This is a genomic window from Glycomyces endophyticus, from assembly GCF_039531525.1.
Classification (GTDB): domain Bacteria; phylum Actinomycetota; class Actinomycetes; order Mycobacteriales; family Micromonosporaceae; genus Glycomyces; species Glycomyces endophyticus.
Genome location: NZ_BAAAQF010000002.1, coordinates 357,359 through 375,525, shown reverse-complemented (window position 1 = coordinate 375,525; position 18,167 = coordinate 357,359). Strand labels below are relative to the sequence as shown.

16 protein-coding genes and 1 riboswitch are annotated in these 18,167 nt (G+C 73.8%); of the genes, 4 read left to right on the top strand and 12 right to left on the bottom strand.

Translation table 11 applies throughout. The features are described 5' to 3' along the window. Window positions 1–283 precede the first annotated feature (283 nt). From ABD419_RS02480 to ABD419_RS02470, 3 genes are all read left to right on the top strand, one after another. The gene (locus tag ABD419_RS02480; protein ID WP_344481300.1) at window positions 284–1,348 is read left to right on the top strand and encodes a hypothetical protein; all 1,065 of its coding nucleotides are present in this window, start codon (window positions 284–286) and stop codon (window positions 1,346–1,348) included. A gap of 84 nt (window positions 1,349–1,432) precedes the next feature. Next, the gene (locus tag ABD419_RS02475) at window positions 1,433–2,413 is read left to right on the top strand and encodes a S66 peptidase family protein (RefSeq protein WP_344481299.1); all 981 of its coding nucleotides are present in this window, start codon (window positions 1,433–1,435) and stop codon (window positions 2,411–2,413) included. An 87-nt stretch (window positions 2,414–2,500) separates the two neighbouring features. Next, the gene (locus ABD419_RS02470) at window positions 2,501–3,037 is read left to right on the top strand and encodes a GNAT family N-acetyltransferase (RefSeq protein ID WP_344481298.1); all 537 of its coding nucleotides are present in this window, start codon (window positions 2,501–2,503) and stop codon (window positions 3,035–3,037) included. A gap of 97 nt (window positions 3,038–3,134) precedes the next feature. Here the strand turns inward: ABD419_RS02470 and ABD419_RS02465 are convergent, their stop codons facing one another. From ABD419_RS02465 to metE, 11 genes are all read right to left on the bottom strand, one after another. Then, on the bottom strand, window positions 3,135–3,701 hold the full coding sequence (locus ABD419_RS02465) for a dihydrofolate reductase family protein (protein ID WP_344481296.1): 567 nt from the start codon (window positions 3,699–3,701) through the stop codon (window positions 3,135–3,137). Between the two features lie 92 nt (window positions 3,702–3,793). Next, a complete protein-coding gene (locus tag ABD419_RS02460) occupies window positions 3,794–4,831 on the bottom strand; it encodes an endonuclease/exonuclease/phosphatase family protein (protein ID WP_344481294.1) in 1,038 nt (345 codons plus the stop codon). 192 nt (window positions 4,832–5,023) lie between these two features. Continuing rightward, window positions 5,024–5,785, bottom strand: a complete 762-nt coding sequence (locus tag ABD419_RS02455) for a hypothetical protein (RefSeq protein WP_344481292.1) — start codon at window positions 5,783–5,785, stop codon at window positions 5,024–5,026. A 76-nt stretch (window positions 5,786–5,861) separates the two neighbouring features. Next, on the bottom strand, window positions 5,862–6,422 hold the full coding sequence (locus ABD419_RS02450) for a mycothiol transferase (RefSeq protein WP_344481289.1): 561 nt from the start codon (window positions 6,420–6,422) through the stop codon (window positions 5,862–5,864). A 40-nt stretch (window positions 6,423–6,462) separates the two neighbouring features. Further along, window positions 6,463–7,521 (bottom strand): tRNA (adenosine(37)-N6)-threonylcarbamoyltransferase complex transferase subunit TsaD, encoded by a 1,059-nt coding sequence (gene tsaD / locus ABD419_RS02445; protein WP_344481287.1) that lies wholly within the window; start codon window positions 7,519–7,521, stop codon window positions 6,463–6,465. Continuing rightward, on the bottom strand, window positions 7,518–7,964 hold the full coding sequence (gene rimI, locus ABD419_RS02440) for a ribosomal protein S18-alanine N-acetyltransferase (RefSeq protein ID WP_344481284.1): 447 nt from the start codon (window positions 7,962–7,964) through the stop codon (window positions 7,518–7,520). Before rimI ends, tsaD begins: the two co-directional genes overlap by 4 nt. 53 nt (window positions 7,965–8,017) lie before the next feature. After that, window positions 8,018–8,689, bottom strand: coding sequence for a tRNA (adenosine(37)-N6)-threonylcarbamoyltransferase complex dimerization subunit type 1 TsaB (gene tsaB, locus ABD419_RS02435; protein WP_344481282.1), 672 nt, complete (start codon window positions 8,687–8,689; stop codon window positions 8,018–8,020). After that, window positions 8,686–9,162: a tRNA (adenosine(37)-N6)-threonylcarbamoyltransferase complex ATPase subunit type 1 TsaE gene (gene tsaE, locus ABD419_RS02430; protein ID WP_344481280.1), complete on the bottom strand. Its 477-nt coding sequence runs from the start codon at window positions 9,160–9,162 to the stop codon at window positions 8,686–8,688. Before tsaE ends, tsaB begins: the two co-directional genes overlap by 4 nt. A gap of 70 nt (window positions 9,163–9,232) precedes the next feature. Then, window positions 9,233–10,426, bottom strand: a complete 1,194-nt coding sequence (locus ABD419_RS02425; RefSeq protein WP_344481277.1) for an alpha/beta fold hydrolase — start codon at window positions 10,424–10,426, stop codon at window positions 9,233–9,235. Beyond that, complete coding sequence (alr, locus tag ABD419_RS02420) at window positions 10,423–11,592, bottom strand: alanine racemase (protein WP_344481473.1); 1,170 nt, start codon at window positions 11,590–11,592, stop codon at window positions 10,423–10,425. The genes ABD419_RS02425 and alr overlap by 4 nt, the downstream gene beginning before the upstream one ends. Window positions 11,593–11,739: 147 nt before the next feature. Then, window positions 11,740–13,971, bottom strand: a complete 2,232-nt coding sequence (gene metE / locus ABD419_RS02415; RefSeq protein WP_344481274.1) for a 5-methyltetrahydropteroyltriglutamate--homocysteine S-methyltransferase — start codon at window positions 13,969–13,971, stop codon at window positions 11,740–11,742. A 41-nt stretch (window positions 13,972–14,012) separates the two neighbouring features. Next, window positions 14,013–14,220: riboswitch (cobalamin riboswitch) on the bottom strand. 128 nt (window positions 14,221–14,348) lie between these two features. On the opposite strand from metE, the gene ABD419_RS02410 reads away from it, so the two are divergent. Further along, the gene (locus ABD419_RS02410) at window positions 14,349–15,083 is read left to right on the top strand and encodes an SDR family NAD(P)-dependent oxidoreductase (RefSeq protein WP_344481271.1); all 735 of its coding nucleotides are present in this window, start codon (window positions 14,349–14,351) and stop codon (window positions 15,081–15,083) included. Between the two features lie 432 nt (window positions 15,084–15,515). Here ABD419_RS02410 and ABD419_RS02405 read toward each other — a convergent pair whose 3' ends face one another. Beyond that, the gene (locus tag ABD419_RS02405; RefSeq protein WP_344481268.1) at window positions 15,516–18,023 is read right to left on the bottom strand and encodes a S8 family serine peptidase; all 2,508 of its coding nucleotides are present in this window, start codon (window positions 18,021–18,023) and stop codon (window positions 15,516–15,518) included. Window positions 18,024–18,167 lie beyond the last annotated feature (144 nt).

Here is an 18,167-nt window from a genome sequence, read left to right as displayed (position 1 = left end):
CTCGTTACGGCGACATGAACGCGCAAGCGTTCACGCGGACTCCGTTTGGAATCCGCCGCACCGCCACCCGGAATGCACACTTCGGACGCTTTCGCGACCGCCGAGCCGCTCCCGATCAGCCGCCGAGCGCCCCCAGATGCCCCACGGCCGCGACCGACACCACCGCGAGCCCCGCGACCGTCGTCATCGCCGCAGCGGAGCGGGGTCGGTATGGCAGGCCCTACCGGGTTTTCGGCGGTGAGCGTCAGTGTGCGGCAACCGGATCGGAAATACCGTCGTTCCCATGAGCACTACCCCGGTCATCACCGCCCCCCGCCCCAGGACCCCGGGCCGCCACTCCGCCGCCGGACGCGCCGCCGAGCGCGCCGCCGAGGCCGGTCTCGCGCTGACGCACGGCGGCCGCCGCTGGCACCGGCCGCTGCTGGTCCTCGGGATCGCGTGCGGCGTCGTCGCCCTCGCCTCGCTCGCCGCGATCCCGTTCGACGACCGGCAGATCCTCGGCGAGAGCGTCTGGATCAAGTCGTTCAAGTTCGGCTTCTCGTTCTTCGCCTACTGCCTGTCGCTCGCCTGGCTGCTATCGCACATGACGAAGCTGCGGCGCACCGGCTGGGTCTTCGGCACCGTGTTCGCCGTCGTGAGCGCGGCCGAGGTCGGCGTGATCGTCGCGGCGGCCGCGATGGGCACCTACAGCCACTTCAACGCCTCCGACGACCCGTTCAACCAGGTCGTGCAGCTGGCCTTCCAGTTCGTGCCGGTCATGTTCCTCGCGAACGCCGCCATCGCGGTGCTGGTCCTGTTCCAGCGCATCGGCGACCGCGCCGTCACGGCCGTGATCCGCTGGGGCCTGGCCCTGTCGAGCCTCGGCATGTTCGCCGCGTTCTTCATCGTCACCGTCGGCGGCCAGGGCCAGCGCACCCAGCTCGACGCCAACGGGGACGAGATCCCGCTGAACGCCGGGCACGGCGTCGGCGACCTCGACGGCAACGGCATGGTCCTCACCGGCTGGTCGACCACCGGCGGCGACATGCGGGTCGCGCACTTCATCGGCCTGCACGGCATCCAGGTCCTCATCGGCGTCGGGATGCTGCTGGGCTTCCTGGCGGCCCGCCGGGCGTGGCTGCGCGACGACCGGGTCCGCGCCGGGATCGTCCGCTCGATCGCCGTCGGATACCTCGGGGTGTTCGCGACCGCCGGCTGGCAGGCCGTCCGCGGCCAGGCGTTCACCGCCCCCGACGCCGCCTCGCTCGCCGCCTACGCGGCCTCGGTCCTCCTGGCCGCCGCCGGGGTCGCGATCACCGTCGCCCGGGCCCGCCGGGCCGCCGCGGTGGTCGATCCCGTAGTCAGATAACGCTTGCAACCAGGGATTGCACCCGGGCCGGGACCGCCGCTAGGCTGGTCCCGGCCCCGACCCGTCCCCAGGAGGCGACACCACATGGAACCCTTGCGCCCCAAGCGGCTCAACCCCGGCGACCTGATCGCGATCGCGGCCCCCTCGGGGCCGCGGATGCCGCACCGCCGCGATCAGCTCGACGCCGTCACCGGCGTCCTGGAGGAACTGGGCTACCGCGTGCGCCACACGCCCCTGGTCGCCGCCGCCGCGCACCACTACTGGCGCGCCGCCCCGCCCGAGGCCCAGGCCGCCGAGCTCAACGAGCTGCTGAACGACCCCGAGGTCCGCGCGATCATCCCGTTCTCCGGCGGCAACGCCACCACCGCGTACCTCGACCGCATCGACTACGACGCGGTCCGCCGCGACCCCAAGCCCCTCCTCGGATTCAGCGACATCACCGCCCTCCACCTGGCCCTGCACTCGCAGACCGGCCTCGTCGGCATGCACGCCGACTTCGCGCCCGGCCTGAGCGGCCTCTTCTGGGAGGACGCCGCGGCCGAACGGCACCGGGAGATCCGCGACCTCCTGAACGGCCTCCTCACCGGCGCGATCGGCGAGGTGTCGCTCCCCGCCGACGCCGCCTGGGAGACCTGGCGGCCGGGCCGCGCGACCGGCCGGCTCGTCGGCGGCCTCCTCGACCGCCTCATCAACGTCGAGGCCTCCCCGTACGCGCTCCCGCCCGAGACGTGGGACGGCGCGGTCCTCTTCTGGGAGGACGTCGGCCGCAACCTCGGCCACGTCTGGAACCAGCTCCACGTGCTGCGCATGAACGGCGTCTTCGACCGCGTCGGCGCGATGGTCGTGGGCATTCCCCTCGACGTCGAGATCCCCGCCGACGCCCCGTTCGGACCTGTCTCGGTGCAGGAGGTCGTGCTCGACGTGCTGGCCGACTACGACTTCCCGATCCTCGCGGGAGTCGACTTCGGACATACCGGCCCCAATCTGCCGATGCCCGTCGGGGTCCGGGCCGCGGTCGACGCCACGTCCCGAGAGCTGCGCCTCCTCGAGTCGCCCGTGTCCTAGACGTTTCTTGCACGTACGGGTTGTCGTCGCAATTCCGGGCGCCCGAGTGGTTGCTTTCTTGTGGACCTTCGGGCACGGTTGGTAGACATGAAGATCCGAACGGCCACCCCCGCAGACGCAGACGAGATGGTTCAGGCCCGCACCGCCTCCTGGCGCGCGGCCTACGCCGGCCTGGTCGACGCCGCCGTGCTCGCCGGGCTTCCCGAAGAGGCCTCCGAGCGGTACGTCCGACACCTCGCGCAGAAGCGGCCGCTCGAACTGACCCTCGTGGCGGAGAAGGGCCCGTACGTGATCGGGTTCGCCATGTTCACCTGGGACCACGACGAGGCCGCCGAGGAGGACGCCGCCCCGGGCGTCCCCGGCGAGGTCCAGTCGATCTACGTCCACCCGGACCACTGGAGCCGCGGGGCCGGCCGCGCCCTCATGAACGAGGGCGTGCGCTGGCTGACCGAGGCCGGGCTGTCGCCGGTCCGGGTGTGGATGATGGAGGGCAGCGAGGTGAGCGGCCGCTTCTACGAGCGGTACGGCTTCGAGCCCGACGGGGCGCGCAAGACCGCCGAGATCAGCGGCGCGTCGATCCCCTGCCGGCGGCTGACGCTCAAGCGGGACGCCCCGGCCGCCTGAACCGGGCCTCCGGCGTGATCGGCGCACGGGCCCGGAACGTCCCGGCCGCCTGAGCCGGCACGGCACGCGCGCGGCGGGCCGCCGACGGTGCGGTCCCCTAGCGGACGACGTCGAAGACCTGCTTCTGGATGCCGTTCGCGTACGCCTCGTGCTCGACGAGCGCGAGCTTGACGGCGTCCTGGTCGGCCTCGGAGAACAGGCGCTTCCCGGCGCCGAGGAGCTTCGGGAAGACTAGCAGGTGGTAGCGGTCGACGAGCCCGGCGTCGGCGAGGCTCTTGCCGAGGGCGGCGCTGCCGTTGACGATGATCGGCGCTCCCTCGCCCTCCTTGAGCGCGGCGACGTCGTCGATCGAGCGGAGGATCGTGGCGGGCCAGCGCTCGTCCTCCTCCTTCAGCGTGGTGGAGACGACGTAGCGGGGCATCGAGTTGTAGCCGGCGAAGTCCTCGGTCATGGTGGGCCACACGGGCGCGAACGCCTCGTAGGAGCGGCGGCCGAGCAGGAGCGCGCCGGCCTCGTCCTGTTCGCGGCCCTTGAGCTCGTAGGCCTCGGGGACGAACTCGATGTCCTTGAACGTCCAGCCGGTGTTGCGGTACCCAGTCTCTCCGCCGGGGGCCTCCATGACGCCGTCGAGGGAGACGAACGCGGTGACGATGAGCTGGCGCATGCGGGTGCCTTTCGGTTCAGCGGATGGCTTCCTCCACTATGACGACCGGGCCCGACAGTATTCATCGCGAACCTGAAATCCGCTTCAGGAGGCTACGGGAGCCGCAGCTCCGCGAGGACGGGCGCGTGGTCGCTGCCGTCCTTCTCCAGGACCTCCCAGTCGAGGACGGCGACGCGCTCGTCGGCGAGGACGTGGTCGAGGGCGACGGCCGGGATCTTCACGAACCCGAAGTAGCCGGGGCCGGTGGGCTGCCAGGTCGGGTGCAGGCCCTCGCCGGTCGCCTCGGCGGCGTCGGTGAACCCCGCGTCGAGGAGGTCGCGCATGTTGTCGTGGTCGAGGGTCGCGTTGAAGTCGCCGGCGAGGACCCAGGGGGCGCCGCCGTCGGGGCGCGGCAGGTCCTCGAAGTCCTCCTCCCACAAGGGGATGCGCTCGCGGGAGGCGGGGGCGGCGGTGTGCACGGCCATGAACCGGACGGCCTCGCCGTCGAGGTCGACCTCGGCGCCGATCTGGGAGAAGATCCCGTCGCGGCCGACGGTGTCGATCCGTTCGAGCGGGTGCGAGGAGTAGAGGCCGGTGCCGACGGCGAGGCCGTCGGGTTCGAGGATCGCGTGGGGGAGCAGCTCGTCGAGGCCGAGCTCGTCGAGGCGCTCGGCGGCGGCGGGGGTGAGCTCCTGGACGCTGAGCAGGTCGGGGCCGTGCTCTTCGACGAGGGCGACGACCTTCTCGAGGTCGGTCTGGCCGACGTACAGGTTCACGGACATGACGGTGAACTCGGCGCCGCCGGCCGCGGCCGGCTCGTCCGCGAGGACGCGCGGGAGGAGGACCGCGCCGAGCGCGAGGACCGCGGCGCCGGTGACGGCGAGGGCGGCCCAGTGGCGCACGGCCGCCTGCACGCCGGCGGCGAGGAGCGCGGCGGCCGCCAAGTAGGGCACGAACGCGACGGTGGTGACCAGGAGCCACCCGGTCTCCAGTCCGAGCAGCCGGATGAGCGTGTACGCGGCGACGCCGGCGGTCCCGGTCCACGACAGGGCCCGCAGCGGGCGCGAGCGCCACCAGGGTCGCCGGGCCGTCGTCTCGGCCGGGTGCTCGGTCGGCGCTGCGGTCGCGGTGGCCTCGTCGGTGTCGGTCATGCGCCCGAATCTAGCCGCCGCCGTCCACAGGCACCGGAGGCGCGGGCCGGACCGGGGCGGCGGGCGAGAGGCGGTCCCGAAGCGGGCCTGCCGGTCTACCGGCACCGGCGCTCCGGGCGACGGGGCGGGCCGTAAGCGGCTCCCGCTGGCCCTCCGGCCCCGGAGGCAATGCTCCTTGCGGCCGCGGCGGGCTCAGTGGAGGAGTGCGATGCGGGGCCGGACGGCGGCGGCAAGGTCGTGGAGACCGGGGCCGGTGTGGGGGTCGAGGAGGTCGGCGAGGGCGTCGATGGCGGCGCGGATCTCGTTGCGGCTCAGGTCTTTCGGGTGGGTCCGCTCGATGCCGGGCGGGGGCGGGGCGTCGGCGTTCTCGGCGGTGACGGCGCCGAACCCGGGGTAGGTGAGGCCGAGGTCGGCGGCGTGGAGTTTCCAGAGGTGGTCGCGGGCGTCGGTGAGGGCGTGGAGGGCCCGCCACGGGTGGTCGCGGAGGCGGTGGCGGGCGGCGTCGCCGAGGGCGATCCACGCGAGGAACGCCCATTCGCGGCGGGTGCCGGCGTCGGGGGTCCAGCGGCCGGGGTCGAGGGGCGCGGCGAGGCGGCCGTGCTTGTCGACGACGGCGGTGGACTGCGGGGCGAGCCCGGCGCGGGCGGCGGCGTCGAAGACGACGAGGGAGAGCTGGCGGCCGTCGCGGTAGACGCAGATCAGGTGGGTGAGGTCGCCGAGGGCCTGCTCGAGGGTCGCGGCGGTCGGCGCGAACCCGGTGGCCGCGCGGAGGGCCTCGCCGATGCGAGGGTCGCCGTCGGCGAGCGAGGTGACGCCGATGCCGGCGTCGACGTCGGAGAGCGCGTCGCCCGCGCCGCGGCCGAGGGAGCCGCCGAGCTCGACCCACTCGACCCAGTCGGTGGCGCGGGCCCAGTCGGCCAGGGCGTCGACGACGCCGCGCGGATCAGGTCCCATACCGGCTCCTCACATCTGGCTGCCCCGCAACGGTACCGGTGCGCCGAGCAGGTGTCCGCCGGGCCGCGGGCCGGGCTCAGGACTCGGGGCGCCAGTCTTCGGGCGGGTCCTCGCCGACGCGGCCGTCGACGGCTTCGCGGAGGAGGTCGGCGTGCCCGGTGTGGCGGCCGTACTCCTCGACGAGGTCGCAGACGATGCGGCGGACGCTGAAGTGGCCGCGGCCGGGCCACTCCCAGTGCGCGGGCTGGTCGAGGCCGCCGTCGGCGGTGATCGCGGCGAGGCGCTCGCGGGAGCGCCCGACCGCGGCGTCGTACAGCCCGTACAGGTACTCGGGGCTGTCGTCGGCGGCGGTCGTGAACTCCCAGTCGTCGGTGTCCTCGAGCGGCGCGGACACCCACGGCTCGCCGGGGGACTGGCCGCGCATCTTCCACGCGAACGTGATGTCCTCGACGCGCGCGAGGTGCTTGAGGAGCCCGCCGATGGTCAGGTTCGAGGCCCCGATGCGCTGGTTCAGGCCGGCGGCGTCGAGGCCGTCAGCCTTCCACCGGAAGGTCGTGCGGAGGCGTTCGAGCATCGCGAGGAGGTGCTCGGACTCGGTGCCCGCGAGGGGCGGTTCCCACGGAACTGGTTCGGTCATGCCCGACACCGTAGCGCCGGGCACCGACAACCGGGTCCGATCAGAGCGTGTTCGCGAGCGAGACGACCTCGACGTCCATCGACGAGTTCGCGGGGAAGTCGATCACCGAGGGCGCCACGCCCGCGGCGACGAGGTGCGAGCCGAGCGCGGCGACCATCGCGCCGTTGTCGGTGCACAGCTTCGGGCGCGGGTACCGCAGCGTCAGGCCCGCGGCCTCGGCGCGCTCGGTCGCGAGGGCGCGGAGGCGCGAGTTCGCCGCGACGCCGCCGCCGAGGAGGATCGTCTCGACGCCGTGCTCCTTCGCGGCCAGGATCGCCTTCCGGGTGAGGACGTCACAGACGGCCTCCTGGAACGCGGCGGCGACGTCGTTGACGGGCACGTCCTCGCCGTCGGCGCGGCGCGCCTCGATCCACCGGGCGACCGCGGTCTTCAGCCCCGAGAACGAGAAGTCGTACCGGTGGTGCTCCTGGTCCTTCGCCGCCGAGAGGCCGCGCGGGAACTCGACGAACCGCCGGTCCCCCTCCTTCGCGGCCCGGTCGATGTACGGGCCGCCGGGGAACGGGAGGCCGAGCAGGCGCGCGACCTTGTCGAACGCCTCCCCCGCGGCGTCGTCGATGCTCGCGCCGAGCTGCGTGACCTTCCCGGCGAGGTCCTCGACCATCATGATCGTGGAGTGCCCGCCCGACACGAGGAGCCCGATCGCGGGCTCGGGGATCGGCCCGTTCTCCAGCGTGTCGACGGCGATGTGCGCACTCAAATGGTTGACGCCGTAGATCGGCACGCCCGTCGCGATCGAGTACGCCTTCGCGGCGCCGACGCCGACCATGAGCGCCCCCGCCAGGCCCGGGCCCGCGGTCACGGCGATGCCGTCGAGGTCGGCCAGGGTCACCCCGGCGTCGTCGAGGGCGCGCTGCACCGTCGGCACCATGGCCTCCAGGTGGGCGCGGCTGGCGACCTCGGGGACGACGCCGCCGAAGCGCGCGTGCTCGTCCACGGAGGACGCGATCGCGTCCGCGAGCAGCTCGTGCCCGCGCACGATCCCGACACCGGTCTCGTCGCACGACGTCTCGATGCCCATCACCAACGGTTCGTTCTTCACAGGTCCATCCTCATCACGGCGGCGTCGGTGCCGGTGTGCTGGTAGTAGTTCTTGCGCACGCCGATGCCGGTGAACCCGTAGCGGTCGTACAGCCGCTGCGCCGGGCCGTTGTCGACCGCGACCTCCAGGAACACCGACTTCGCGCCGCCCGCGCGCGCACGCGCGATCAGGTCGTCCATGAGCATCGCGGCGATGCCGCGGCGCCGGTACGCCTCGTCGACGGCGATGTTGTTGATCCAGGCCTCCGCGTCGCCGAACGCGGTCCCCGCGTACCCGGCGATCCGGTCGCCGTCGAGGACGGCCCGGTAGTCGTGCCCGGCCGCGAGCTCGGACCACAGGACGCCCTCGCTCCACGCCTCCGGCCCGAAGATCGCCGCCTCCATGCGCGCCATCGCGGCCAGATGCCACCAGCGCACCCGCTCGATCCTCACGTCACCGTTCATCACGTCAAGCTGTACCACGCCGGGCCGCGCGGCGGGCGCCGCCTCGGCGGCCGTCACTTCCCGGGCGGCGCGACGACGCCGGCCGCGGGCTGCGCGTCCGGGCGGCGCAGGTACAGCGGCGTCAACCGCTCGCTCGGCGCCCCGTCGAGCAGCCGCGGCGCGGCCAGCTCCACGAGCTTCACCAGGTCCGGGTACACCGCGCCGGCCTCGGCCGGGACGGCGAGCTCGGCCGCGTACTTCGACGCGCCCTCGCCGATCGCGTAGTCCGCGCGCGTGTCCGGCAGCTCCGCGGGCTTGGCGACCTGCGGCTCCCCCTCGCGCACGCCGTCCTCGTACACCGCCCAGTACACCTCTTTGCGGCGCGCGTCCGTCGCCACGAGGGCCCGCCCGCGCGTGTTCCCGCCGATCGCGTCCAGCGAGCACACCCCGTACACCGGGATCCCCGCGCCGTCGGCGAACGCCGCCGCCGTGACCATCCCGACCCGCAGGCCCGTGAACGGCCCCGGGCCCACGCCCGCGACGACCGCGTCGACGTCGCGCACGGTCCGGCCCGCCTCCGCGAGGCACGCCTCGATGAACGGGCCGAGCTTCTCCACATGCCCGCGGCCGTCGATCTCCCGGCGGAACGAGGTCAGGAACAGCTCCGGCTCGAACGCGGGGCCGTCGAGGTCGACGAGCGCGGCCTGCACCGCGCTGGTGGAGGTGTCGAGGGCGAGCACTCTCATGCGGCCGCGCCCACCGGCAGGCCCAGCGACGCCAGGCGCGCCGCCCAGTCGCCGCCGCGCGCGTGCAGCACCGCCTCGCGGACCTCGTCCGCGCGCCGCTCGATCGCGATCTCCAGGTGCGACTCCGCGAGCCGCTCCGCCAGGCCCGCGCCCCACTCGACCACGGTCACCGCCGCATCCACGTCGGTGTCAAGGTCCAGGTCGTCGAGCTCGTCCAGGGTCTCCAGCCGGTACGCGTCGACGTGCACCAGCGGCACCCCCGGCGCCCCGGCGCGGTGCGAGCGCGCGATCACGAACGTGGGGCTGGTGATGCGCCCCTCGACGCCGAGCCCGGCGCCGATGCCCTGCGTGAGGGCGGTCTTCCCGGCCCCGAGCGGGCCGGTCAGGATCACGAGGTCCCCCGGTCGCAGGACCGCGGCCAGCCGCAGCCCGAACTCCTGGGTGTCTCCGGCTGTCTGGAGCGTCAGCCTCACGTCTCACTCCTGTTCTGCGGACCGGCCGCTGCCGCGCGCCGGCGCCCGTCTGACTGTCTTCACATAACCGCTACGGGAGGCCGTGGTGGCGCGGGAACGGCCGCCAGCGGCGCTGCCGCCCCGGCCCGGCCTCGCGCGGGGCCTCCCGACGCGGCGGACCGTCACCGATCTCAGCCGCGACTTTGTCGATCATCTCCAACAACAGTTGTGAGATCTCACCAGGGTACTCCAGCTGCGGCGAATGCCCCGCCTCGGCTATGAGCTCCAATCGCGACCCCGGGAGCGCCTCCGCGAGCCGCCGCGAATGCCCCGGCGGCGTCAACGGATCCCCGTCGCCCACCACCACCAGGATCGGCAGCCCCTTGAACTGCGGCAGCACCGCCGTCGAGTCGTGGTCGAGGATAGCTCGCGCATACCCCACGATCGACTGGATCGACGTGCGCCGGTTCATGCGCTCGACCAGCGTCACGATCGACCCCGGCGGATTCGGCGACCGGAACGCCGCCTTCCGCGTCAGCAGCCAGCCCAGATCCCCCGCCAGCAGCCGCGAGCGGTCGATCAGGTCCGGCGTCCACCCCGCGACCTGCTGCAGCATCGGCAGGACCGTCCGCCGCAACCGCCGCAGCGCCCGCATCGGCTTCGTCTCCACCGTGTCCAGACCCGCCGCGCTCGTCGACAGGAACGCCACCCCCTGCACCCGCTCCCGGAACTCCTCCGGATACAGGCGCGCATACGCCATCACCGTCATCCCGCCCATCGAATGCCCGACCAGCACCAGCGGCCCCCGCGGCGCCACCTCGTCCAGGACGTCGCGCAGGATCTCCGCCAAGTCGTCGATCGAATACTCGGTCCGCACCAGCCCGCCCGACCGGCCGTGCCCCGGCTGGTCGTACAGCACCGCCCGCAGCCGCACACCCCCGCGCACCGCGTCCGCGATCGCCTTCCGCTGGAAGTAGAACGTCCCCATGTCCTGCATGTAGCCGTGGATCAGCACCACCGTCAGACCCGCGTCCTCCGGACCGGCGGTCTCCACGTGCACCGACGCCCCGTCGCGCGTCTCCACCGTCCGCACCGAGTTCACCGGCGGCATCTCGAACGGCTCGTTCGCGTACGGATCGCTCGACGACGCCCGCGTCCGCCGCGCCACATACCGCGGCACCCCGTACGCCAGCGCCGCCCCGACCGCGATCCCGCCGGTCACCCCGCCGACGACCGCCCAGCCCTTCGCGCGCCGCGACCCGCGGCGCGGCTCGTCCCCGCTCACCGCTCCAGGCCCCGGTTCCACAGCCGGGGGATGCGCGCCCCCAGACCCGTCAGCACGTCGTTCGGGATCGTCCCCGCCCACGCCGCCCAGTCGTCCGCGTCCGGATGCTGCTCGCCCGCGCCGATGAGCACCACCGGCTCACCCGCCTTCACGGCGTCGTCACCGCAGTCGACCACGAACTGGTCCATGCAGATCCGGCCGATCACCCGCCGCCGCTTCCCGGCGAGGTACACCTCGGCCTTGTTCGACGCCGCCCGCGGGATCCCGTCCGCATATCCCAGCGGCACCAGCGCCACGTTCGTGTCCCGCTCCAGGACGTGCGTGTGCCCGTACGAGATCCCCGACCCCGCCGGGAGCCGCTTCACGCTCATCACCTGCGACCGCACCTCGATCACCGGCTTCAGGTCCACCGGGATCTGCGGCACCGGGTTGTACCCGTACAGCGCGATCCCCGGCCGCACCAGGTCGTACCTGGACCCGGGGTCCGCGATCAGCGCCGCCGAGTTCGCGAGGTGCCGCACCTCCGGCTCCAGCCCGGCCGCCGCCACCGCCTCCAGGTACCGCTCGAACGAGGCCCGCTGCGCCGCGTTCGCCGGATGCCCGAGCTCGTCGGCGCACGCCAGATGACTCCACGCCCCGGCCACCACCACCGCGCCCGCGGCCTGGAACTTCGCCGCCGCCTCCGCGACGGCCTCCCACTCGTGCTCGGCCACGCCCCCGCGCGACATCCCGGTGTCGCCCTTCAAGTGCACGCGCGCCGGAGTGCCCGCCCGCTCGCCCGCCGCGGCCGCGGCCTCCAGCTGCGCAAGCGACGACACGCCGACGTCGATCCCGGCGCCCACGACCTCCGCGAGCCCGGACTGGTCCGGCGCGAAGAAGAACGCCATCACCGGCGCGTCCTCGAGCCCGGCCGCGTGCCGCAGCTGCCAGGCCTCCTTGAGGGTCACGACACCGAGCCGGGCCGCCCCGGCCTCGACGGCGATCCGCGCCGCCGGGACCATGCCGTGCCCGTACGCGTCGGCCTTGACCATCGCCATCATCGGGACCCCGGCGACGCGCGCGAGCGCCTCGACGTTGTGCGCGAGCCGCCGCCAGTCCGCGCTGGCCTTGGCCAGTCCGGACATGCCGCCGTTCACCGGTTCGGTCAGGATGCGGTAGTTGTCCATCGCCACGGCTCAAGGGTACGTGGCTCCGGTCGTGCGCCGCCGCAACGCACCCGCGGCGGCCTGATCGGGCGTCCCGGGCGGGACGGGACGCCCGATCGGGCGGCGTATGCGCAGGCGGGGCCGGTGCCGCTCGCGGCGGGCCCGGTCTTAGGCGGCCTCGGCGCGGACGGTGCGCGCGGCCTCGACGAGCCCTTGGAGCGCGGGCACGACCTCCTCGTAGCGGCGGGTCTTCAGGCCGCAGTCGGGGTTGGCCCAGACGCGTCCGGCGCCGAGCGCGGCGACGGCGAGGCGGAGCGCCGCGGCCATCTCGTCGGCGGCGGGCACGCGCGGGGAGTGGATGTCCCACACGCCCGGGCCGACCGCGCTGCGGTAGTCGGCGCCGTCGAGGTCGGCGAGGACCTCCATCTTCGAGCGGGACGCCTCGATGGAGGTGACGTCGGCGTCGAGCGCCGCGATGGCGTCGATGACCTCGCCGAACTCGGAGTAGCAGAGGTGCGTGTGGATCGCGGTGTCCGGCCGCACGCCCGCGGTCGCGATCCGGAACGACCGGGTCGCCCACGCCCGGTAGGCGGCGCGCCCGGCGGCGCGGACGGGCAGGAGCTCGCGGAGCGCGGGCTCGTCGACCTGGATGATCGCGGTCCCGGCGGCTTCGAGGTCGGCGACCTCGTCGCGCAGGGCGAGGGCGACTTGGTCGGCGGTGTCGGCGAGCGGCTGGTCGTCGCGCACGAACGACCAGGCGAGAATCGTCACCGGGCCGGTGAGCATGCCCTTGACGGGCTTCGCGGTGAGCGACTGCGCGTACGAGGTCCACGGCACCGTCATGGGCGCGGTGCGGGCGACGTCGCCGAAGAGGACCGGCGGGCGCACGCAGCGCGAGCCGTACGACTGGACCCAGCCGGCGGCGGTGGTGGCGAACCCGGTGAGCTGCTCGGCGAAGTACTGGACCATGTCGTTGCGCTCGGGCTCGCCGTGGACGAGCACGTCGAGGCCGAGCTTCTCCTGCTCGGCGATGACGGTGGCGACCTCGGCCTTCATGCGGGCGTGGTAGTCGGCGTCGATCATGAGGCCCTGCCGGTGGGCGGCGCGGGCCTTGCGGAGCTCGGCGGTCTGCGGGAACGAGCCGATCGTGGTGGTCGGCAGCGGCGGCAGCGGCACGCGCTCGGCCTGCGGGGCGCGGCGATCGGCGTAGGGAATGCGCCGGTCGGCGTCGTCGCCGAGCCCGGCGAGGCGGGCGCGGACGGCGTCGTCGCGCCAGGCGTCCGGCGCGGCCGGGCGGGGCTCGCGGGATCCGTCGGGATCGGTGAGGGCGTAGATCTCGGCGAGCTTCTGCCGGGCGAAGGAGAGCCGGGCGACGAGTTCGGCGGGCAGCCCGGTCTCGGCCGCGAGGTCCACGGGGACATGCAGGAGCGACGAGGACGAGGCGACGCCGACGCGGTCGGTGAGGGCCCGGACGCGCTCGACGTCCTCGGCGGCCTTCGCGAGGTCGGTGCGCCAGATGTTGCGCCCGTCGACGACCCCGGCGACGATGAATGTTTCACGTGAAACATTCAGTGTCTCAAGTGCATCGAGATCGGACCGGCCGCGCACCAGGTCGAGGGCGATCCCCTCCACCCCGGCGTCGAGGAGCACCGGCAGCGACTCGCCGAACGGGCCGTAGCCGCCCGCGACGAGGATCTCGGCGGTGCCGACGAGGCGGCGGTACGCCGCGGCGACGACGGCCAGCTCCTCAGGCGTGCGGTCCGCGGCCAGCGCGGGCTCGTCGAGCTGGACGAGCCCGGCCCCGGCGCGGCCGAGCGCGGTCAGGATCTCGGTGTACACCTCCACCAGGTCGCCGATCCGGTCGAGCGGCCGGAAGTCCTCCGGCGCGCCGTCCTCGGGCTTCGCGAGCAGCAGGAACGAGACGGGCCCGACGAGCACCGGCCGGGCGTCCAGGCCGCGCTCGCGCGCCTCCAGGAACTCGGCGACGGCCTTCTCGGGCTTCGCGGCGAACGCGGTCGCGGGCCCGATCTCGGGCACGAGGTAGTGGTAGTTCGTGTCGAACCACTTGGTCATCTCGAGCGGCGCGGCCTCGGCGTCGCCGCGGGCGGCGGCGAAGTACGAGGCGAGCGGGTCCTCGCGCCGGTGGCGCGGGGCGACGGCGTCGACGGCGAACGCGGTGTCGAGCACGTGGTCGTAGTAGGAGAAGACGCCGGTCGGGACGGCGTCGAGCACGGACAGGTCGTCGAGCATCTCGGCGCGGACCGCGGCGGCGGCCCGCTCCAGGCCGGCGGCGTCGAGCCGCCCGGACCAGTGGGCCTCGAGCGCGCGCTTGAGCTCGCGGTTCGATCCGATGCGCGGGTATCCGAGCGCGGTGGAGCGCACGGCGGTGCGGTTGTTCATGTGTCAGTTCCCTCGAACTTGCGACAGCGGGGCCGCGCGCGGTCGCGCGCGGGACGCGGGCAGGTATTCGGACTCGGGGGCGCTCCGTCTCCGGCGCCTAGTCTCCGCCGCTTCCCAGTCCCTCGCGGTCCCAGTGCTCATGGCGGGTTTCGTTCCCCCTCACCGCTGCGGGGCAGTCCTGGATTCGCACCAGATTCCCTCTTGGCCGCGGCGGTCGCCCGCCGCGGAACCAGCGTCGGTTGCGATGGTACGGGCGCGGCCGGGCGTGCCGTTCGCCTCGGCCAGAGTGTGAGAACCGGCGCGGGCGCGGGGAGGGCGCCGAGTAAGGTCCGGACCGGGCCGGGACCGCGGCCCGGGACGCGTTCGAGGAGGATTCGATGAGCAGGAAGACCGCAGTCGTCACGGGAGCGAGCAGCGGCATCGGGGCGGCCACCGCCCGGGCGCTCGCCAAGGCCGGGTTCGACGTGGTCCTCGGGGCCCGCCGGGCCGACCGGCTCGCGGAGGTCGCGGCCGAGTGCGGCGGGCGGGCGCTGCCGCTCGACGTGACGGACGAGGCGTCGGTGGCGGCCTTCGCCGCCGAGATCGGCGAGTGCGCCGTCCTGGTGAACAACGCCGGGGGCGCGTTCGGGCTCGACTCGATCGCCGGGGCGGACCTGGACGCGTGGCAGCGGATGTACGACGTGAACGTGCTCGGCACGGCCCGGATCACCAAGGCGCTCCTGCCGAAGCTGGTCGCGTCCGGCGACGGCCAGGTCGTGGTGGTCGGCTCGATCGCGGCCCACCAGCCGTACCCGGGCGGAGGCGGTTACAACGCGGCGAAGCACGCGGAGGCGGCGGTCACGCGGGTGCTGCGCATGGAGCTGCTCGGGCAGCCGGTCCGCGTCTGCGAGATCGACCCGGGCATGGTCGAGACCGAGTTCAGCCTCGTCCGCTTCGAGGGCGACCAGGACCGCGCCGACGCGGTGTACGCGGGCATGACCCCGCTCGTGGCCGACGACATCGCCGACACGATCGCATGGGTCGCGACCCGCCCCGCGCACGTCAACATCGACCAGATCACCATCACCCCGAGGGACCAGGCCGGAGCCCAGCTCGTGCACCGCCGCCAGTAGCCCCGACCAGGAGCTTCGCGAAGTTATCCACAAGTAGCTTCTTCGCATTCGACACTTCGCTACCCCTCCTGTTGTAGTAGATAGCAAAAACGTCATCCGCTATCGGCGGGATGGCGGCGACAACAAGGGGATTCGCGAAATGTCGCTCCATACCAGGGCCCGACCGGCGCGAGAGACCACTCGCGCTCGGGTCCCCGCCGATGGCAACCCGCTCCGCGCGGAGCACGCGGGCGGCCGGCCTGACGAGGCCGACCGCCCGCAACACAAGCTCGAGCCGCTCCCACAGCCTGCACCGGGAACCGGCCCGGGCTCACGCCTTCAACCCGACACCAGCCCTCGCTCGGGCGCACGCGGCGGGCCGGGACGGCTCCAGGCTCACGCCCTCGACCTCAACCGGCCACCAGCCTTCGCTGCGGGCTCACACCCTGGGCCCTACTCGGTCAGGGTGAACTCCGGCGAGGTCCACTGCTCCCAGTGGGCCGGGTCGTTCTCATCGCCGAGGGCCTTGAGGACCTTCACGGTGAGGGTCCACCGCCCGGGTTCGAGGGCGTTCGGGCGCTGCTCGACCAGGTCCTCCAGGTGGACGCCCATGGCGTCGTCGGGGCCGGGCGAGCGGGGCAGGAGGGACTCGGGGTCCCAGGCGACGACCTCGCCGGTGTCGGCGTTTGCGGCGCTGACCTCCATGGCGGCCGGCTGGTGGCCGAGGTAGACGAGGGCCGCGAGGGCGGGGCCGTCGGCGAGGCTGAAGGCCTCGCCGACCTCGACGTCGCGGTACTCGAACTCGTGGGTCTCGGGGTCTTGGGCGACGACGGCCGCGAGGCTCGGGAACTCCGGGTGCTCCAGGACCGGGATCGCGAGGTAGTCGCCCTGGTAGCCGGAGTACGCGGCCGTCAGGGACTCGCCGTCGCCGTCGGGGCGGGCCGTGATGCGGCCGCCGAAGACGCTCCCGTCGGGCAGGTCAGCGGCGGGCTCGACGGTGACCTCGACGGTGGCGGTCTGGCCCGGGTAGAGGCGCAGTTCGCGCGGTTCGAAGGTGACCTCGGGTTCGGCGGCGCTGAAGCCGGGGTCGCGGTCGTCGCCGGTGGTTGCGATCGTGGACCGGTGGGTCAGCGTGTAGTCGCGGGCGGTCCGGTCCCGGGAGGTCAGGGTCAGCTCAAAGGTGCGGGGCCCGGTGCCGTCGCCGGTGTTGACGCCGGTCGGGTACAGGCAGGCCTCAGCGTCGAGGGCGTCGACGACGTCGATGACGCCGGTGCCCTGCCGGTGGGCCGCTTCGAGTTCGCCGAGGTCGGGGTTGTCGCCCCACAGGACCGGCTTGGCGGAATTCGCGAGGCGGGTGCGGACCTCGCGCGGCTCCAGGCGCGGGTCGTCCTGGAGGAGCAGCGCGGCGGCGCCGGCCACGTGCGGCGAGGACATCGAGGTGCCCGAGAGCGCCTCGTAGGAGCCGTCGGCGACGGGCACCGTGGACCAGATGCCGCCGCCGGGCGCGGCCACGTCGGGCTTGAACGACAGGTCGGGGGCGGGCCCGTACGCGGTGAAGCTCGAGGCGAAGCCGCCGCGGGGGAGGTCGACGAGGACGGTGTCGCCGCCGAACTCGAGCACGGGCGCCTCGCCGATCGCGGCGAGGTCGTGAAGGTCCTTGCCGTCGGCGTCGGTGACGGCGATGATCGGGACGCCGAGGTCCTCGACCCCGCCGCCGCCGAAGGGCCCGGGCCGGTCGTTGTAGACGACGACGCTCGTCGCGCCCTCGGCGACGGCCCGCTCGTACTTCTCCTTGAACGTGCAGGTGCCGCGGACGACGAGCGCGGCCGCACCGTCGACGTCGCCTTCGGAGGCGTCGTCGGCGCAGGCGCGGCCGAGCCACACGAGCGGGTCGGTGGCGGTGCCGGTCTCCGGTTCCTCGGTCTCGCCGATGGCGCGGTATCCGACGAGGCGGTCGAGCGCGGGCACGTGCGCGGCGTCCATGCGCTGGGCCGGGTTGTCGGTGGAGGCCACGGCGATCACGTCCTCGCCGACGCCGGGCGCGGAGCCGGAGTAGACCCCGGACTCGCCGTCGTTGCCCATGGAGGCGACGACCACGACGCCTTCGCGGGTGAGCGTGTCGGCGGCCTTCGCGGTCGGGTAGCCGGGCCACTGGAACGACTGGCCGAGCGAGAGGTTGACGACGTCCATGCCGTCGTCGAGCGCGGTCTCCAAGGCGTGCATGATGACCTCGGCGCTGGTGGAGCCCTCGCAGCCGAAGACCTTGTACGCGCCGAAGCGCACGTCGGGGGCGACGCCGGTGACCTGGCCGTCGGCGCCGACGATGCCGGCGACGTGGGTGCCGTGGCCGCCGCAGTCGGCGGGGTCGTCGTCGGGGTCGGGTTCGCTCAGCTCGGGGTCGTCGGAGTCGAACTCGTCGCCGACGAAGTCGGCGCCCCACGCGACCCGGCAGTCGTCGCCGAAGCAGCCGCCGAGGTCGGGGTGGGTGTAGTCGATGCCGGTGTCGATGACGCCGACCTTGACGCCCTCGCCGGTGATCCCCCGGTCGTGCGCGACGTCGGCGCGGGTCGTCTCGATCGCCTGCGCCAGTTCGGGGACGCCGGCCGCTTCAGGGGCCCGGTCGAGGCGCGCGGGCCCGGTGAAGACGACGTCGGACCAGACGCGCTCGACGTGGCCGAGCTGCCCGAGGCGCCGCGCGGTGGCCGGGTCGGCCTCGACGGAGACGCCGTTCCAGATCCGCTCGAAGTCGTGCCGCACCGTGAAGTCGAGGTCGCGGGCAGCGTCGAGGACGGACGCGTCGGCGCCCTCGCCGAACTCCACGAGCCACACCTGCGCGGGGCCGTCGTCCGGTTCGGCCTGCGCCGCAGGGGCGGCGAGGGCGAGGAGCGGCAGCGCGACCGCGGCGGCGAGGGGCCGCCGCCAGGCGGCCGGGAGGGTTCGAAGCGTGCGGTGGCCCGGCATCGGGGTCCCTTCGGATCGCGCCCGGCGGGGGTCGCGGAGCGCCCGGGAGCCCCGGCGGGCAGAAGTGGCAGGACCTTCGATCGTGGGCCATCCGGCGCGCCGAACCGCGCATTTGCCGCGCCGCCCGGCCGCGTGTCGGCCGCG

What these genes read in the sequence shown, in the direction of transcription:
- metE (WP_344481274.1), bottom strand. Translation starts at nt 13,971, where the DNA reads ATGAACAACCGCACCGCCGTGCGCTCCACCGCGCTCGGATACCCGCGC.
- ABD419_RS02465 (WP_344481296.1), bottom strand. Translation starts at nt 3,701, where the DNA reads ATGCGCCAGCTCATCGTCACCGCGTTCGTCTCCCTCGACGGCGTCATG.
- ABD419_RS02405 (WP_344481268.1), bottom strand. Translation starts at nt 18,023, where the DNA reads ATGCCGGGCCACCGCACGCTTCGAACCCTCCCGGCCGCCTGGCGGCGG.
- ABD419_RS02470 (WP_344481298.1), top strand. Translation starts at nt 2,501, where the DNA reads ATGAAGATCCGAACGGCCACCCCCGCAGACGCAGACGAGATGGTTCAG.
- ABD419_RS02460 (WP_344481294.1), bottom strand. Translation starts at nt 4,831, where the DNA reads ATGACCGACACCGACGAGGCCACCGCGACCGCAGCGCCGACCGAGCAC.
- ABD419_RS02455 (WP_344481292.1), bottom strand. Translation starts at nt 5,785, where the DNA reads ATGGGACCTGATCCGCGCGGCGTCGTCGACGCCCTGGCCGACTGGGCC.
- alr (WP_344481473.1), bottom strand. Translation starts at nt 11,592, where the DNA reads ATGGACAACTACCGCATCCTGACCGAACCGGTGAACGGCGGCATGTCC.
- ABD419_RS02475 (WP_344481299.1), top strand. Translation starts at nt 1,433, where the DNA reads ATGGAACCCTTGCGCCCCAAGCGGCTCAACCCCGGCGACCTGATCGCG.
- rimI (WP_344481284.1), bottom strand. Translation starts at nt 7,964, where the DNA reads ATGAACGGTGACGTGAGGATCGAGCGGGTGCGCTGGTGGCATCTGGCC.
- ABD419_RS02480 (WP_344481300.1), top strand. Translation starts at nt 284, where the DNA reads ATGAGCACTACCCCGGTCATCACCGCCCCCCGCCCCAGGACCCCGGGC.
- tsaB (WP_344481282.1), bottom strand. Translation starts at nt 8,689, where the DNA reads ATGAGAGTGCTCGCCCTCGACACCTCCACCAGCGCGGTGCAGGCCGCG.
- ABD419_RS02410 (WP_344481271.1), top strand. Translation starts at nt 14,349, where the DNA reads ATGAGCAGGAAGACCGCAGTCGTCACGGGAGCGAGCAGCGGCATCGGG.
- ABD419_RS02450 (WP_344481289.1), bottom strand. Translation starts at nt 6,422, where the DNA reads ATGACCGAACCAGTTCCGTGGGAACCGCCCCTCGCGGGCACCGAGTCC.